Source organism: Pseudomonas sp. 2 (genome assembly GCF_056627435.1).
The window spans coordinates 84,976-101,135 of sequence record NZ_JBWXNG010000016.1; the positions used below are offsets into that span (position 1 = coordinate 84,976).

General features: G+C 61.6%; 15 protein-coding genes. All 15 read right to left on the reverse strand.

All coding sequences use genetic code 11. The features are described 5' to 3' along the window. Positions 1-27 precede the first annotated feature (27 nt). A complete protein-coding gene (locus AC1MEK_RS23195) occupies positions 28-417 on the reverse strand; it encodes an Hpt domain-containing protein (RefSeq protein WP_480398614.1) in 390 nt (129 codons plus the stop codon). Between the two features lie 34 nt (positions 418-451). Next, positions 452-2,164: an ATP-binding SpoIIE family protein phosphatase gene (locus tag AC1MEK_RS23200; RefSeq protein ID WP_480398615.1), complete on the reverse strand. Its 1,713-nt coding sequence runs from the start codon at positions 2,162-2,164 to the stop codon at positions 452-454. Then, positions 2,164-2,463 carry an STAS domain-containing protein gene (locus AC1MEK_RS23205; protein ID WP_480398616.1) on the reverse strand — a complete coding sequence of 100 codons (300 nt, stop codon included), beginning with the start codon at positions 2,461-2,463 and terminating at the stop codon, positions 2,164-2,166. The genes AC1MEK_RS23200 and AC1MEK_RS23205 overlap by 1 nt, the downstream gene beginning before the upstream one ends. 952 nt (positions 2,464-3,415) lie before the next feature. After that, the gene (gene fliJ / locus AC1MEK_RS23210; protein ID WP_480398617.1) at positions 3,416-3,865 is read right to left on the reverse strand and encodes a flagellar export protein FliJ; all 450 of its coding nucleotides are present in this window, start codon (positions 3,863-3,865) and stop codon (positions 3,416-3,418) included. Between the two features lie 6 nt (positions 3,866-3,871). Beyond that, positions 3,872-5,230 (reverse strand): flagellar protein export ATPase FliI, encoded by a 1,359-nt coding sequence (gene fliI / locus AC1MEK_RS23215; protein WP_480398618.1) that lies wholly within the window; start codon positions 5,228-5,230, stop codon positions 3,872-3,874. Further along, complete coding sequence (gene fliH / locus AC1MEK_RS23220; protein WP_480398619.1) at positions 5,220-6,032, reverse strand: flagellar assembly protein FliH; 813 nt, start codon at positions 6,030-6,032, stop codon at positions 5,220-5,222. The genes fliI and fliH overlap by 11 nt, the downstream gene beginning before the upstream one ends. A gap of 15 nt (positions 6,033-6,047) precedes the next feature. Continuing rightward, positions 6,048-7,064: a flagellar motor switch protein FliG gene (gene fliG / locus AC1MEK_RS23225; protein WP_480398620.1), complete on the reverse strand. Its 1,017-nt coding sequence runs from the start codon at positions 7,062-7,064 to the stop codon at positions 6,048-6,050. After that, entirely contained in the window at positions 7,057-8,835 is a 1,779-nt protein-coding gene (gene fliF / locus AC1MEK_RS23230) for a flagellar basal-body MS-ring/collar protein FliF (protein ID WP_480398621.1), read from the reverse strand. Before fliF ends, fliG begins: the two co-directional genes overlap by 8 nt. A 14-nt stretch (positions 8,836-8,849) precedes the next feature. Next, on the reverse strand, positions 8,850-9,179 hold the full coding sequence (gene fliE / locus AC1MEK_RS23235; RefSeq protein ID WP_480398622.1) for a flagellar hook-basal body complex protein FliE: 330 nt from the start codon (positions 9,177-9,179) through the stop codon (positions 8,850-8,852). Positions 9,180-9,431: 252 nt separating this feature from the next. Further along, the gene (locus AC1MEK_RS23240; protein WP_480398623.1) at positions 9,432-10,859 is read right to left on the reverse strand and encodes a sigma-54-dependent transcriptional regulator; all 1,428 of its coding nucleotides are present in this window, start codon (positions 10,857-10,859) and stop codon (positions 9,432-9,434) included. Continuing rightward, positions 10,856-12,091 (reverse strand): sensor histidine kinase, encoded by a 1,236-nt coding sequence (locus tag AC1MEK_RS23245; RefSeq protein ID WP_480398688.1) that lies wholly within the window; start codon positions 12,089-12,091, stop codon positions 10,856-10,858. The genes AC1MEK_RS23240 and AC1MEK_RS23245 overlap by 4 nt, the downstream gene beginning before the upstream one ends. A 140-nt stretch (positions 12,092-12,231) precedes the next feature. Then, positions 12,232-13,707, reverse strand: a complete 1,476-nt coding sequence (gene fleQ / locus AC1MEK_RS23250; RefSeq protein ID WP_274132370.1) for a transcriptional regulator FleQ — start codon at positions 13,705-13,707, stop codon at positions 12,232-12,234. A 170-nt stretch (positions 13,708-13,877) separates the two neighbouring features. Then, the gene (gene fliT / locus AC1MEK_RS23255) at positions 13,878-14,174 is read right to left on the reverse strand and encodes a flagellar protein FliT (RefSeq protein ID WP_480398624.1); all 297 of its coding nucleotides are present in this window, start codon (positions 14,172-14,174) and stop codon (positions 13,878-13,880) included. A 12-nt stretch (positions 14,175-14,186) separates the two neighbouring features. Beyond that, positions 14,187-14,591, reverse strand: coding sequence for a flagellar export chaperone FliS (fliS, locus tag AC1MEK_RS23260; RefSeq protein WP_480398625.1), 405 nt, complete (start codon positions 14,589-14,591; stop codon positions 14,187-14,189). Positions 14,592-14,712: 121 nt separating this feature from the next. Next, positions 14,713-16,137 carry a flagellar filament capping protein FliD gene (fliD, locus tag AC1MEK_RS23265; RefSeq protein ID WP_480398626.1) on the reverse strand — a complete coding sequence of 475 codons (1,425 nt, stop codon included), beginning with the start codon at positions 16,135-16,137 and terminating at the stop codon, positions 14,713-14,715. Positions 16,138-16,160: the final 23 nt, after the last annotated feature.

The following is a 16,160-nucleotide window of genomic DNA, read 5'->3' on the forward strand; positions in this document are numbered from 1 at the left end:
GAGCCTGGCCACCCCTCGCCGCGCCAGTCAGCCCTTCAGAGCGGATTGCAGCTGCACCTCGAACAGGTCGCGCACGATGCGGAATTCCTCGGTGATCGCCGCCACCCTTGCGCCAGTTTCGGCGGCGTCCAGGCCTGCCGGGCCGCGCAACAGTTCCTCGAACTCCCGGCACAGCTGCGTCAGGTGCGCAGCGCCCATGTTGCTGCAGCTGCCCTTGAAACTGTGAACCTTGTCGGCCAGTTGCTTCGATGATGAGAGGGTATTTGCTGAAGAAAAGGCCGGATCGCGCACGAACTCGTTGAGTTCGATGACCCGTCGTTCGGAGTCCTTGATGAACACCTCCAGCAGTGCGGGGTATTCGCCTTCCATCACTTCTTGCAGCGTCTCCAGGACGTGCAGATCCATATGATTGATCACTGCTTGTTCGCTCCTTGACCAAGAAAGCGCCGGATTATGCCAGACCCTCCCAAGCGAACTCCACACGGGCCGTGCGGCCATCCGCGGACCAACGGCACTCATTACTCAATTGCCGGACCAGGTTCAGACCGCGCCCGGACAACTGGTTCACCGCAGGAGGGAGTGACAGCACCCGATCGACGTCGAATCCATTGCCACTGTCGTGAACTTCGATGATCAGCCGCCCGCCCTGGCCGACCGGAATTATCTGGAAACTAAATCGTATGAACCCGCCTTCCATGTTCTCGAGCCGTTCGGCCCGCTGCTGGTAATACAGGGCAAAACCCTCGGCGTCGCGCTTGAGCGACGAGTCCAGCCCCAGCACCCCGTGCTCCAGCGCGTTGCTGTACAGCTCGGACATCACCGTGTACAGCTCACTGCTTTGCAGGCGCAGGCCATGCACTTCCTGCAGCAGCTGCAACAAGTACGGCAGCGGGTTGAAACGCTTGAGGGTCGAGGCGCGGAATTCGAAGGTGCCCGCCCAGTCCAGCGGGCTGGAATCGCCGCTATCGGTATAGATGACCGACGGTGTGCCCAGTGACTCGGGCTCGCTGAAGCCCACTTCGAGCATGCTCACGTCGTCACGCACCTGGCCGCGAAAACGCGCCAGCGCCCACTGCACTTCCTCCATCAGGGACACCGGATTGCGGTTGCTGACGAAAACGTTCTGCAGGCGCCGCGCGCCGAACATCTCGCCATTTTCGTCGGTGCTGTCGACCACGCCATCGGACAACAGAAACACCCGATCGCCCGGCGCAAACGGATAGACCTGAGTGTTGTCATCGAAACTGCCGGCCCCCAGCACCCCCAGTGGCAGGTGCGCCGAGACCAGCGGCGTATGCGGCCGCCCGTCGGCGTGCAGCAGGTAGCCATCCGGCAGGCCGCCGTTCCAGACCTCGACCAGTTGCTGCTTGAAGTTCACGCATACCAGCGCCGCGCAGCAGAACATGTCCACCGGCAGGATGCGCTTGAGCTTGGCGTTCATTTCGCGCAGGGTTTCCGGCAGGCCATAGCCCTTGGCGGTCATGCCGTAGAACACCTCGGCCAGCGGCATCGCGCCCACGGCGGCGGGCAAGCCATGGCCGGTGAAGTCGCCGAGCAGCACGTGCATGTTGCCGGACGGCGCCCAGGCGGCCAGCAGCAGGTCGCCGTTGAACAGTGCATAAGGCGACTGCAGGTAGCGAATATTCGGCGCGTTCAGACAGCCCGAGTGGGCGATCTGATCGAACACCGCCTTGGCCACGCGCTGCTCGTTGAGCAGGTATTTATGGTGACGGGCGATCATGTCGCGCTGCTGCAGGACGGTGTCCTGCAACAACCGCAGCCGGTTCATCGCGTTGATCTTGGCGGCCAGCACGATGGGGTTGTAGGGCTTGGTGATGAAGTCGTCGCCACCGGCGTCCAGGCAGCGCGCCAGCCCCTCGCCCTCGCTCATGGAGGTGAGGAAAATGATCGGCACCAGCGCTTCGCCCGCCAGTTCCTTGATCCGCCGCGCCGCTTCGAAACCGTCCATCACCGGCATCAGGGCGTCCATCAGCACCAGTTGCGCACGCCTGCGCTCGAACAGCCCGACGGCCTCTTCGCCATCGCAGGCGCTCTGAACCTCATGCCCCAGACGACTGATGATCGCCGAGAGCAGCATGCGGTCGCTCGCGTTGTCGTCGGCGATGAGAATCGTCAGGCGCTCAGGCGGCGCAGAACCCGCCATCAGCCGATGTTGAAGAGTTTGGAGAAGTTGGAAATGGCGAGGATTTTGATCACGTCGGCGCTGCAGTTTTCCAACCGTACATCGGCACGCTCACCCCCGGCATGGTCGCGCAGCAGCAAGAGCATGCCCAGCGCGGAGCTGTCCAGGTAGTTGGTTTCCTTGAGGTCGACTACGTACTGCTTGGCATCCTCTCTTTCGTAGGCACCACGAAAATCCTGATGCGTCGAAAAATCGAACCGTCCTTTGATCTTGATGGTCAGCTTCTGCTTGTCAGGAGAGCGCTCGGAAGTAACTGACATTGGCAAATCCCTTATATGAAACGGCGTCAGACGGATGAAGTTTTAGCACCCCTTGTGCGGCGCGGCAAATGGAAGATTCCTACAGATAGGGGGAAATGATCTGGCAAAGCGTTTGGCGGTCTCGGGTTGGGGTGTACATCTCTTGGTGCGTGGTGCGGCTGGTAGAGATGTTCTGGCTTCGTCGGGTTCGTTGAATCAGGATCAAGATCAAGATCAAGATCAAGATCAAGATCAAGATCAAGATCAAGAGCGTTCTTCCTAACGTCAGACCTGTTTCGACTTCGTCGAGTTACTTGGAAAAGCCCCAAGTAACCAAGGGCTTTTGCTCCTGGTTTGGGTCCGACTGCGTCGGACTTCCTTCATTCCGGTCTCGCTCCGTGGGCCCGGCGCGAATGGGCCATCCATGGCCCCGCGCCTCGCGCGGCATCCTGCCGCTTGGCCCACTACACGAGACCTCCACTCAGCCTGCACCCAAGTCGCGATTTGTGGTGCCTGTGAGGTTTGCGCATGAAGATCAAAAGCCAGATCAAGAGCGTGCGGTGAACTCTGTCCCGTAGCAGCCGGGCTTGCTCGCGGGTCGCCCTCAAGATCGCTCCCGCCGGCAAGCCGTGCTGCTACGGTCGGGATATGCTTTTGATTTTGATCTTCATACGCGATCGCCCAGACGACACAAAACGCGACTTGGGTGCAGGCTGAATGGAGGTCTCGTGGAGTGGGACGAGCGACAGGATGTCGCGAGAGGCGCGTGGGCCATGGATGGCCCTTTCGCGCCGTGCCCACGGAGCGAGACCGGAATGAAGGAAGTCCGACGAAGGAGGACCCAAACCAGGAGCAGGACACCTTGGTTACTTGGGTGTCTTTTCCAAGTAACTCGACGAAGTCGAAACAGGTCTGGCGTTAGCCAGAACACAAAATATCAGCACCACCCGAGATACAGGATCTGCACACGAAATTAAAAAGGCTGCTCCCTGGGCAACCGCTGCGAAAGCTCATCTAACAGCTTCTGCTCCCGCTTGTCCTCCAGCGCCCGCGCCTCTTCGATATACCGCTGCACCAGCTTGCGCAACCCCTCGACCCGCGCATAGGCCTTCTGCCACTCACCGCGCGCCTTGTTCAGATTGTTCTGATGCCACACCAGACTCTGGCGCTGCTGACTCACCGCCGTCTCCAGCTGATTGAGAAAGCGCTGATAATTCATCAGCCACTGCCCGGAAACCCCCACCGAGCCCTTGTCGATCCACTGCTGCTGATAATCGGCACGAAACTTCTCAAGCTCACCGAGCTTGTTCTCGGCAAGCCGCACCTGCCCCTGGAAATGCCCGAGACGTTGAACGGCAGTCTTCTCGGCCTTCTCAGCCATTTCCACAACTGGCGCCAGACGCGCCGCGCGACTCTGTGCCATGGCCTATCAGCCAGCCGCCTGCGGATTGAAGATCCTGGCCAACTGCGCCTCGCTGCTCTGCATGCTCTCGTTGTCATGCAGGCCCTGACGCAAGTACTGCACCAGTTGCGGCTGCAAGTTGATCGCCAGGTCCGTCTCGCGATCACCACCGGCCACGTAAGCGCCGACGCTGATCAGGTCGCGACTCTGCTGATAACGCGACCACAACTGCTTGAAGTACTGCGCCTGAGTCATGTGCTGGGCATCGACCACCGACGGCATGACCCGGCTGATCGATGCCTCGATGTCGATGGCCGGGTAATGCCCTTCCTCGGCCAAGCGCCGGGACAGCACGATGTGGCCGTCGAGTACGCCCCGCGCCGAGTCGGCGATCGGGTCCTGCTGGTCGTCGCCTTCGGACAGTACCGTGTAGAACGCGGTGATCGAACCACCGCCCTTCTCCGCATTACCGGCACGCTCCACCAGCTTGGGCAGCTTGGCGAACACCGACGGCGGATAACCCTTGGTCGCCGGCGGCTCGCCGATGGCCAGGGCGATTTCCCGCTGGGCCTGGGCGAAACGGGTCAGCGAGTCCATCAGCAACAGGACGTTCTTGCCCTTGTCGCGGAAATATTCGGCGATGCGCGTGCAGTACATGGCCGCGCGCAGACGCATCAGCGGCGCGTCGTCCGCAGGCGATGCCACGACCACCGAACGCTTGAGGCCTTCTTCGCCAAGAATATGCTCGATGAATTCCTTCACCTCGCGGCCCCGCTCGCCGATCAGCCCGACGACGATGATGTCGGCCTCGGTGAAGCGCGTCATCATGCCCAGCAGCACCGATTTACCCACGCCGGTACCGGCGAACAGGCCCAGACGCTGACCGCGCCCCACCGTCAACAAACCGTTGATGCAGCGGATGCCCACGTCCAGCGGCTGGCTGATCGGGTCGCGCTTGAGCGGGTTGATGGTCGGGCCGTCCAGCGGTACCCAGTCTTCGGCCTTCATGCCGCCCTTGCCGTCCAGCGGACGACCGGCGCCATCGAGCACGCGACCGAGCATGGTCATGCCCATCGGCAAGCGGCCGGTGTCCGGCAGCGGCACCACGCGGGCGCCCGGGGCGATCCCGGCCACGCTGCCCACCGGCATCAGGAACACCTTGCCACCGGCGAAGCCCATGACTTCGGCCTCGACCTCCACCGGGTGCTGGCTGTCGTCGTTGATCACCACGCAGCGGCTGCCCATGGCGGCGCGCAGGCCCTCGGCTTCCAGGGTCAGGCCGACCATGCGCAGCAGCCGCCCTTCGACGATCGGCTGCGCAGGCAGATGAATGGAATCGCTGTAGGTGCTCAGGCGCTTGCCGAAGCTGGTGCGCTCAAGACGCATGGGTGGCGTCCGTTTTCTGCAGGCTGTCTTCGGCGCTCTTGATCGCCGCTTCCAGGTCCACGCTCACGTCAGGCATCGCCGGGTGCATGGCCTGTTCGTGCAACTGATCGAACATCTTGGCGATGGCGACGCTCATGCGGGTTTCGACCGAGGCGTCTATACGGCTGTGCTCGGTTTCCACACGGCAACCGCCCGGCTGCAGCGAGTCGTCTTCGAGAATGCGCCAGTTTTCTTCATGGCGCTCGCGCAGGGCTTTGACCTGGGCGAAATCCTGGGAGTTGACCAGAATCCGCACGTTGTTGGCGCCCATCGGCAGCATGCGCAGGGCGTCCTGCAACACCTTGCCGATCTGGCTGGAATCGGTTTTCAGCTCGCGCTGAATCACCTGCCGGGCGATGTGCTCGACCAGCATGATCACCGATTTCTCGATCTGCACGTCCTGCTCGGCGATTGGCTCGAACAGATGGCTCATGAGGGTTTCCAGGCTTTCCAGCTTGGCCGTCAGGGCGATTTCGGCTTCCTGACGGACCTTGAGCTGGGTGCTGTGGAAACCTTCTTTTTCGCCGATGGCAAAGCCTTCGTTGTAGGCGTCCTGACGGATGCTCTCCAACTCTTCGAGGGTCAGCGGCTGGACTTCTTCCAGCGGCACTTCCTCGCTTTCGGCAGGTTCGGGCTCAGGCTCGGGTTCCGGCTCGGGTTCTTCCACGTGCGGATCGAAGCTGGGCAATGCCCAGACATCGAATCCACTCAGGTCCTTGGCGCGGATGAGCTCGCTGGGGGCTTCTTTATCGGAGCTGAACATCGACTGCACCTGCTGTTAAATCATTTCCTCGCCACCCTTGCCGCCGAGAACGATCTCCCCGGCCTCCGCCATACGACGGGCAATGGTGAGGATTTCTTTCTGGGCCGCCTCGACGTCGCTGACGCGAACCGGGCCCTTGGCTTCCAGGTCGTCGCGTAGCAGTTCGGCAGCACGCTTGGACATGTTCTTGAAAATCTTTTCCTTGATCGCGTCGTCCGAGCCCTTGAGTGCCAGTACCAGCACATCGGAGGAGACTTCGCGCAGCAAGGCCTGAATGCCGCGGTCGTCGACGTCGGCCAGATTGTTGAAGACGAACATGAGGTCTTCGATCTGGGTCGAGAGGTCTTCGTCCACTTCGCGGATCGAATCCATGAGCTGGCCTTCGACCGAACTGTCGAGGAAGTTCATGATGTCCGCCGCACGCTTGATACCGCCCAGTGTGGTCCGCGAGGTGTTGGCGTTGCCCGAGAACTGCTTCTCCAGAATCTGGTTCAGTTCCTTGAGCGCCGCCGGTTGTACGGTGTTCAACGACGAGACGCGCAGGATGATGTCCAGGCGCACCTTGTGGTCGAAGTGGCCGAGCACTTCACCGGCCTGGTCGGCGTCCAGATAGGCGACGACGATGGCCTGGATCTGCGGGTGCTCGTAGCGAATGACGTCCGCGACGGCGCGCGGTTCCATCCACTTGAGGCTGTCCAGACCACTGGTGTTGCCGCCCAGCAGAATCCGGTCGATCAGGCCGTTGGCCTTGTCCTCGCCCAAGGCCTGGGTGAGCATTTTGCGGATGTAGCCGTCGGAGCCGATGCCGACGCCGGTCTGATCGCCGACCAGGTCGACGAACTCGCCCATCACCTGCTCAACCTGTTCGCGGTGCACGTTGCGCATCTGCGCCATGGCCACGCCCACACGCTGGACCTCTTTGGGGCCCATGTGGCGCAGCACCTGCGCAGCGTCCGTCTCACCCAGGGTGAGCAGCAGAATCGCGGCCTTGTCTACGCGGCTCAGTTTGACCGCTGCACGTGTCTCACTCATCTGTGTTGATCCACTCTTTGACGACCTGAGCCACCCGGGCCGGATCTTCGGCTACCAGACTCTTGATTGCGTTGAGCTGCGCGTCATAACCCTCGGTGGGGCTAGGCAGCAGAATGCTTTGCGGACCGCCCAGGCTGACGCGGTCGTTGGCCAGCTCGCCATCCAGGCCGACCATGCCGCCCAGTTCGACGTCGCCGTCGCCATGCTTGCCTTTCGGGTTGGTGATGTTGTTCAGCACCGGACGCAGCACGCCGAACACCAGCACGAGGATGAAGATCACGCCCATCGCCTGCTTGACGATGTCCCAGAACCACGGCTGCTGATAGAACGCAACATCTGGAATGACTTCGCCACGGTCGGTGGAGAACGGCACGTTGATCACGCTCACGCTGTCGCCACGGGCGGCATCGAAGCCCACGGCGTCCTGCACCAGACGGGTGAAGCGCGCCAGTTGGTCGGCGGTCCACGGCACCATGGTGGTTTCGCCATTGGCCGGGTTGACCTTGACCTGATCGTCGACCACGACCGCAACCGACAGGCGATTGATCTTGCCCTGCTGCTGCTTGGTATGGCTGATGGAACGGTCCAGCTCGAAGTTCTTGGTCGACTGGTTACGCTTGTCGGTCGGGTACGGCGCCAGCATCGGCTGACCGGTGGCCGGGTCCATGATCTGCTGACCGTTGGCGTCCAGCAGCGGCTGGCCAGGGGCGATCGGGCCGGCAGCACCGCCAGCAGCACCGCCGGTGGTTTGCGGCGCGGTAGCCGGGCCAGGCGGCTGGTTGCTCAGCGCACCGGGCACGCCTTGCGGGCCGCTGCTGCTGGAGCGTTGTTCGTTGGTGGTCTGCTCGCTGCGCAGCGCAGGCTGGTCAGGGTTGAAGCTTTCAGCGGTGGATTCCACGGCGCTGAAGTCGACGTCTGCGGAAACTTCTGCCTTGTAACGATCGTTGCCCAGCACCGGCTGCAGGATGTTCTGCACGCGCTGGGTGAGCATGCTTTCCATGCGACGGGTGTAGTCGAACTGCTTGCCGGCCATGGTCAGCTCGGAATTTTCCGCCTGATCGGACAGCAGGTTGCCTTTCTGGTCGACCACGGTGACCTGGGATTTGGTCAGTTCCGGAACACTGGTCGCCACCAGATTGACGATGGCCATGACTTGACCCGGCTCCAGGCTGCGACCGGCGTACAGCTCGACCAGCACCGAAGCGGTCGGCTTGCGGTCGTCACGCACGAAGACCGAGCTTTTCGGAATCGCCAGGTGAACGCGGGCGGCCTTGACGTTGTTCAGGGCCGAAATGGTCCGCGCCAGCTCGCCTTCCAGGCCGCGACGATAGCGGGTTGCTTCCATGAACTGGCTGGTGCCCAGGCCCTGGTCCTTGTCCAGGATCTCGAAGCCGACGTTGCCGTCGTTCTGCGCGATGCCGGCACCGGCCAGTTTGATGCGGGCACGGGACAGGTCTTCGGACTTGACCAGCAAGGCACCGGAGTTCGGCTCGACGGTGTACGGGATGTCAGCCTGGGCCAGGGTGTCCATGACCTGCTTGGTGTCCATGCCCGACAGGCTGCCATACAGCGGCTTGTAGTCCGGCTGTTGCGACCAGAGCACGACGGCAAAACCAATCGCCACGCTGGCAGCCAGACCGACCATGAGGCCGACCTGCCGCAGCATGGTCATCTCGGACAGATTTTGCAGGAACGCCAGGCCGAACATCGGCGGCTTGCTTCCTGTCGCACCCGCTTTGGCGGGTACGTTATCGGCGACGGCTTCAGCCATGACTTAAATCGTCCTCAAACCGGCATTTGCATGATGTCTTGGTACGCCTGAACCAGCTTGTTGCGTACCTGGGTCAGCGCTTGAAACGAAACGCTGGCTTTCTGCGAGGAAATCATCACTTCGGTGAGATCCACGCCGCTCTTGCCCATCTCGAAGGCGTTCGCCAGCGAACTGGCGGCCTGCTGGGTGTCATTGACCTTGTTCACGGCCATGCCGAGCATGTCGGAAAAACTGGTCGCACCCGCCTGCTGTGGCGCATCGATGGCTTTGGGCTTGGCCATTGCGTCCATCTGCATGGAACGCATGTCCAACATCAAGCGATTAAATTCAACACCCTGGCTCATGGACTTCTCTCTTAAAAGGGCCGCAAATTTTTGACACCGATTCAGCGGTTACCCATGTAGTAGCAACAACGATGCCAGACCAATGGCGGCACTGTGCCAGCTTTTCATGAAAGTATTGGGGTGGTTACAGATCAAGATTCTTGCCCTCGTAGCAGCACGGCTTGCCGGCGGGACGATCTGTCTGCGACGAAGATGTCGACTGACACACCGCCCCGCCGGCAAGCCGTGCTGCTACGGGGGAATACTTAAAACTCAAGAGGCGAACAGATACCCTTCCACATCCATCCCCGCATCACGCATCTGCGCCAGCTTGTAGCGCAATGTACGAGGGCTGATACCCAGCCGTTCCGCGGCTTCCTTGCGCCGGCCGCGCTCGGCACGCAGGGTGTCGATGATCATCTGGAACTCGCGACGACGCAGATCTTCCCCCAACGCGCCGGCCACTTCACCGCCCGCCGCTTCCGGCGACGTTTCCATGACACCCGGCGTTGTCGGCAGCGTCGGCAAAACCTGAAGCACGGGCGCAGCCACCGACACCTGAGCAAAGCCGATCGGCCCGGCCAGGCAGAAGTCTTCGGCCTGGATCACCCCACCCTGCTGCAGGATCAGTGCGCGCTGCACGGCGTTGTCCAGTTCGCGCACATTGCCCGGCCAGCTGTAGCCCACCAGGCACTTTTGCGCCTCAGGGGACAGGCTCACCGGCGCGTGCTTCATTTTATTGACGTGCTTGGCCAGCAGGCGCTCGGCGAGCGGCAGAATGTCGGCGGGACGCTGCCGCAGCGACTGCCAGGCCAGCGGGAACACCGACAGGCGATAGAACAGGTCTTCACGGAAGCGCCCTGCTGCTACTTCACCGGCCAGGTCGCGGTTGGTGGTGGCCAGCACGCGGATGTCCAGCGCGATGGGCTTGCGCGCACCGACGCGTTCGACTTCACGCTCCTGCAGAACCCGCAGCAGTTTGGCCTGCAGGCCCATGGGCATTTCGGAAATCTCATCGAGCAGAATGGTGCCGCCGTCGGCCTGCTCGAACTTGCCCGGCTGGGCCGCAATGGCGCCGGTGAACGAACCCTTCTCGTGACCGAACAGCGTGGCTTCGAGCATGTTGTCCGGGATCGCCGCGCAGTTGATGGCAATGAACGGCTTGCCTGCCCGTGGCGACTGCTGATGAATGAAGCGCGCCAGCACTTCCTTGCCGGTGCCTGACTCGCCGGAAATCAGCACCGTGGAATCGCTTTTGGCCACGCGGCTGGCCAGATTGAGCAACTGCAGGCTGGCAGGCTCGACCGCCACCGGCCCTTCGCCATCAGCCGGCCCCAGGCGCCCCAGCGCATGCCGCGCCACCAGCGCCAGGAGTGCCTTGGGCTCAAACGGTTTGACCAGGTAATCGGCCGCGCCTTGACGCATGGCGTCCACTGCGCGATCCACCGAACCGTGGGCGGTCATCAACAGCACCGGCAACTGCGGGTAGCGACTGCGCAGCTGACCGAGCAACTGATGGCCGTCCATGCCGGGCATGTTGACGTCACTGACCACCAGGCTGAACGACGCCTGCCCCGCTGCCAGCAAAGCCTCTTCGGCGGAGCCGACGGCCTGGTAATCGTGGCCGGCCAGCTCCAGGGTTTCGCCCAGCGCTTCGCGCAGGGAATGGTCGTCCTCGACCAGCAACACCTTGATCGTCATGATTGGCTTTCCTCTGCCTCGGCCGGAGCACAGCCTGCACTGCCAGCACCCGGAACCAGCGGCAAGGAGACGATGGCACAGGTGCCGCGCCCCGGACGCGAACGGAATTGCACCTGGCCCTGGTGAGCCCGGGCGACCGCCGTGACCACCGCCAGCCCCAGGCCCGTGCCCGTGGTCTTGGTGGTGAAGAAGGGTTCGCCGATGCGGGCCAGGGCGGCAGCGTCGATGCCACTGCCGTTGTCACTGATGCACAGGCGCAGGGTGCTGCCGCGGTCGTAGACGTGCACCTTGATGCGCGCAGCCCCTGAACTGGCCTGCACGGCATTCTCGACCAGATTGAGCAGCGCACCGACCAGCGTGTCGCGGTTGCACAGCAGCTCGCCCTCGAGGCTGTCGCACTGCCAGCGCACGGCGGCATTGCGCACATGGGTCTGCGCCGCCGATTCCAGCGCGCCGATCAGGCCGGCCGGCGTCACGCGATCGGTCAACGGTAACTCGCCACGGGCGAACACCAGCATGTCGCGCACCTGATGCTCCAGCTCGTGCAGACGCTCTTTCAGGCGCCCAGCGAAACGCTGCTGGGTTTCGGTGTTCAAGGCCTGCTCGGTCAAATGGCTGGCGTAAATCATCGCTGCCGACAGCGGCGTGCGAATCTGATGTGCAAGCGAGGCAACCATGCGCCCCAGCGACGACAAGCGCTCGTGGCGCGCCAGCTGGCTTTGCAGGTGGCGGGTTTCAGTCAGGTCGTTGAGCAGCACCAGTTGGCCAGGTTCTGCGTCCAGCGAACGGGTGGAGATCGACAGGCGACGGCCGTCTTTCAGGGAGATTTCGTGGCCGTCGTCTTCGCGCGGGGCGAAGCAGCGGGTGATGACATGGCGCCAGAGCATGCCCACCAGCGGCTCACCGAGCATGTCCAGCGCTGCCGGGTTGGCTTCACGGACCATGCCGTGGGCGTCGATGACGATCACGCCGCCGGGCAGCAGGTCCAGCAGGTTCTGCAGGCGGTTGGCCAGGCGCTCTTTTTCCGCCAGTTCCTGCATGCGCTGGTCGCTGACCACCGCCAGCTCGCCCTTGAGCTCGGTGACCCGCGCTTCCAGCAGGCTGTAGGAATCCGTCAATTGCGCCGACACCTGGTTAAACAGGGCAAACGCCTGCTCCAACCCTTGTCGACTTTCCAATTCCGGGGACGGCTGCACTTGCAAACCCGCTGGCGTTGCAGGTTTGGAAGACATCGGAGCGGCCTGGGACATAAATGATCTCTCGCGTGGCGAACCGTCAGTTAAACGGTATGTTGCAAGAGACTTAGCAATCCTCGTGCCGAAAAAAAACCGCTGAATAATCAGCGGTTTGTTTTTGGCGCGTCAATCGAGCGTCAGTCGTCGCCCTGATCATCGCCTTCGCGACGGCTCATGCCGTACTTGCGCATCTTCTCGACCAGCGTGGTGCGGCGGATGCGCAAACGTTCAGCCGCCCGCGCCACGATACCGTTGGCATCGTCCAGCGCCTGCTGGATCAGGCCCTGCTCCAGGCCACCGAGGTAGTCCTTCAGATCCAGGCCTTCGGGCGGCAGCATCGCGCTGTTGGCGAAATTCGGCGTGTGGCCGTTGATGGCAACGCGCTCTTCCAGATCGCTGCGCAGGCTGTCGACCAATTGCTCGTCTTCGTCGTCGACGTAACGGAATTTCTTCGGCAGTTCGGCCACGCCGATCACGCCGTACGGGTGCATGATCGCCATGCGCTCGACCAGGTTGGCCAGCTCGCGAACGTTGCCCGGCCAGCCGTGACGGCACAGCGACATGATCGCTGCCGAGTTGAAACGGATCGAACCGCGCTTCTCGTGCTCCATGCGCGAAATCAGCTCGTTCATCAGCAGCGGAATGTCTTCCACGCGCTCACGCAGCGGCGCCATTTCGATCGGGAACACGTTCAGGCGGTAGTACAGGTCTTCGCGAAAGCCTCCCGTCTCGATCATGTCTTCGAGGTTCTTGTGGGTCGCCGCGATGATGCGCACATCGACGCTCTGGGTCTTGTTGCTGCCCACGCGCTCGAAGGTGCGCTCCTGCAGCACGCGCAGCAGCTTGACCTGCATCGGCAGCGGCATGTCACCGATTTCATCGAGGAACAGCGTGCCGCCGTTGGCCAGTTCGAAACGCCCTGCCCGGCTGGTGATCGCACCGGTGAAGGCGCCCTTCTCGTGGCCGAACAGTTCACTTTCCAGAAGCTCTGCCGGGATCGCGCCGCAGTTGACCGGCACGAAGGGCGCGTCACGCCGCTTGGAATGGTAATGCAGGTTGCGCGCGACCACTTCCTTGCCGGTGCCCGACTCGCCAAGAATCAGCACGCTGGCGTCGGTGTCGGCCACTTGCTGCATCATCTGGCGCACGTGCTGGATGGCACGGCTGGTGCCGACCAGGCTGCGGAACAGGTTGGGTTCGCGCTGGCGACCACGCTCGCGGGCCTGATCGTACATTTCACGATAGACCTGGGCACGGTGCAGCGAATCCAGCAGTTTGCTGTAGCTGGGCGGCATTTCGACGGTGGAAAGCACGCGCCGACGCAGGTCTTCGGCAAGGTCAACCGAAGAATTTTCGCCCATCAGCAAGACAGGAAGGAACTCATCCCATGCTGCGATGGTCTTAAGCAGCCCTTGGAGACTGCCCGGAGCATTCACGGTGCCAACCAGCACGCAAAGGACTTCCCGAGTGGACGCCAGAGCGCCTACCACTTGCTGCCAGTCAGTGCTGGAGCAGGAGAGGTTCTCATCGCCGAGGAAATTCAGAATGACCGCCATATCACGGCGGCGCTGGCTATCGTCATCGATCAGCAGAATCTTGATTTCACGCCACATGCAATAGCAACTTCCCTAGTCAACTCGATGCCCGCTCAGGGGCAAGCTTGGCTTCATGCATCATCAGATGAGCACTGCATGAACCAGAAATTAGTGAACATCACTAGTTAAGTCAAAAAACCGTACACAGTCAAATTAATGGCGCACAATTTTTTTCGATCAACCAAGCGTCAACCGAACAGATGGTATACCTTGGCGGCGCTTTTTGCTCGCTGGATCTGCGACATTTCATCGACAATTGCCTGACGCTCGCCCACCGCGACGTCGATCAACTGCCGATACACCCCCAACAACTCTTCCAGATTGCTGCGCAATTGCGGCTCGTCGTCGTTAGCCTCGCGAATGACCTCTTCAACGCAGGCACGGCAGGCCAGATCGAGCTTGCCAATGGCTTCCCAATCGCGTTCGGCCAGGGCACCGACCAGGGCTTCGCGGGTTTCTTCGATTCGCTTGAGTGCAGCACTCATGGTGATTTCCTCTTACAGCGCAGGCAGCACAGGTGGCTGTTCGCCAATGGCGTCCCAACCTTCCTTCACGGTAGTCAACAGACCGCTGACTTCATCCAGAATTTTCGGATCGGTCTTGATGTTGGCCTCAGCCAGACGCCGCATCATGTAAACGTACAGGTTGTCGACGTGAGCCAGCTGTTCGGCCTGCTTCTCCATGTCCAGCCCCTCGCGCAGGCCACCGACGATCTCGATGGCCTTGCCGATCAGCACGCCCTTGGCAGGAATGTCCTTGCGATCAATGGCGCCCTTGGCCTGGGCAATGCGGTCAAGGCCGGCTTCCATCAGCATCTGCACCAGACGGTGCGGCGTCGCGACGGCGGTCTGCGCGTGTGAATTGACCTTCTGATACTGCCGAAGGGCTGCCATCCGGTTCATGTACTTACCTCACACCACTTGAAGTTTCTATATTCAGGGTATCGACGGCCTCTGGAATAACTTTAGGCCCAGATGCCAAAAACCCGGCACTTTGGCCGGGTCCTGGTTTTTCAGTCAAGCATCAGCTGGATTTTTGTGCGTTCAGCGAGTCGAAGAACGACGTGATGCTGGACGCCGACGCCTTCAACTGCCCGACCAACAAGTCCATGGCGTTGTATTTGGCAGTCAGGCTGTCGGTCAGTTTGCTGACCCGCAGATCGAGGGCCGCCTGCTGATCCAGCAAATCGTTCTGCTGAGTGTTCAGGCTGGTTTTGCGAGTGTCGAACATCCCGCCGGTCTGGGTGTACGGATCGAGCGCCGCATTCATCCGCGCCAGCAGGCCGTTGCTGTCGGTGGTACCGCTGAACATCTGCTGCACGTCACCGGCAAGCCCTTTGTCCATCGCCGCCTTGAACTTGGCCTCATCCAGCGACAGGGTGCCGTCTGTCTGCGAGGTGGTGATACCCAGTTGCGACAGCACCGACAGGTTGCCCGCAGCGCCCGTGGTTACCAGCTCGTTGCGCATCGCCGACAGAATCGAACGCGGCATCGAGTCACCGGTCAGCGCAGCCGGGGTCACGGTGGCGCCGGTGGTTGGGTCGGGTGTCGAGCTGATGGTCGCCTTGGTGACGGTCGACACGGCAGAAACCACCGCGTTGTAGGCAGTGATGAATGACTGCAGCGAGGTTTTCAGGCCGTCGGTGTTGGTGTCGACGGTGACGGTCGAAGTACCCTGGGCGACCAGCGTCATGGTCATGCCGCCCACGGTCGAGTCCAGCGTGTTGCTTTTGCTGGTGATCGGCAGGTCGTTGATCGTCAGAGACGCATCCACGGCCTGCTTGCCGATATAGCCGGCCGAGGTCGCCGACGTCGAGTCCAGCTTGGTGTTGGCATTGATGGTAAAACCGCTGATATCACTGCTGGTGGTGATATCGGAGCCGGCACCGGTAGTGGTCGAACCCAGCACCAGACGCGAGCCGTTGGCGTCGGTGATGATGTTCGCGCTGATCTTGGTGGTGTCGGTATCAGCGTTGATCTGTTTGACGACCGATGCCAGGGTGGCGCCATCGGGAATCGTATAGCTTTTGGAAATGCCATTTTGAGTGATGGTCAGATTCCCACTCGGAATGGCACTGGCAGTACCGCCGGAAAAGGCAGCAGTGGCGACACTGGAACTGGTCGCAATGTTGTCGACTTTGATCGTGTAACTGCCCGGCACCGCATTGTTGTCGGATTTGACGGTCAGTTTGGTTTCGTCGGAAGACTTGGCGGCATAGCCATTGAAGGCAGGGTTGTCCTTGTCGCCCAAGGTTTTCAGAGCCGTCTGGAAGGCAGCCACGGCAGACTGCAGGGTACCGATCCCGGACAGTTTGGTGGTGACCAGCTTGGTCTGTGCGGTGATTTGCGTTTGCTTGGCCAGCTTGTCGGCATTGACCAGAGCAGTAACGATATCTCCGATCGCCAAGCCCGATCCAAGGCCGGTGGATGGAGTGATTGGACTAGCCATGAGTATCTCCCTTCAGTTTGAGT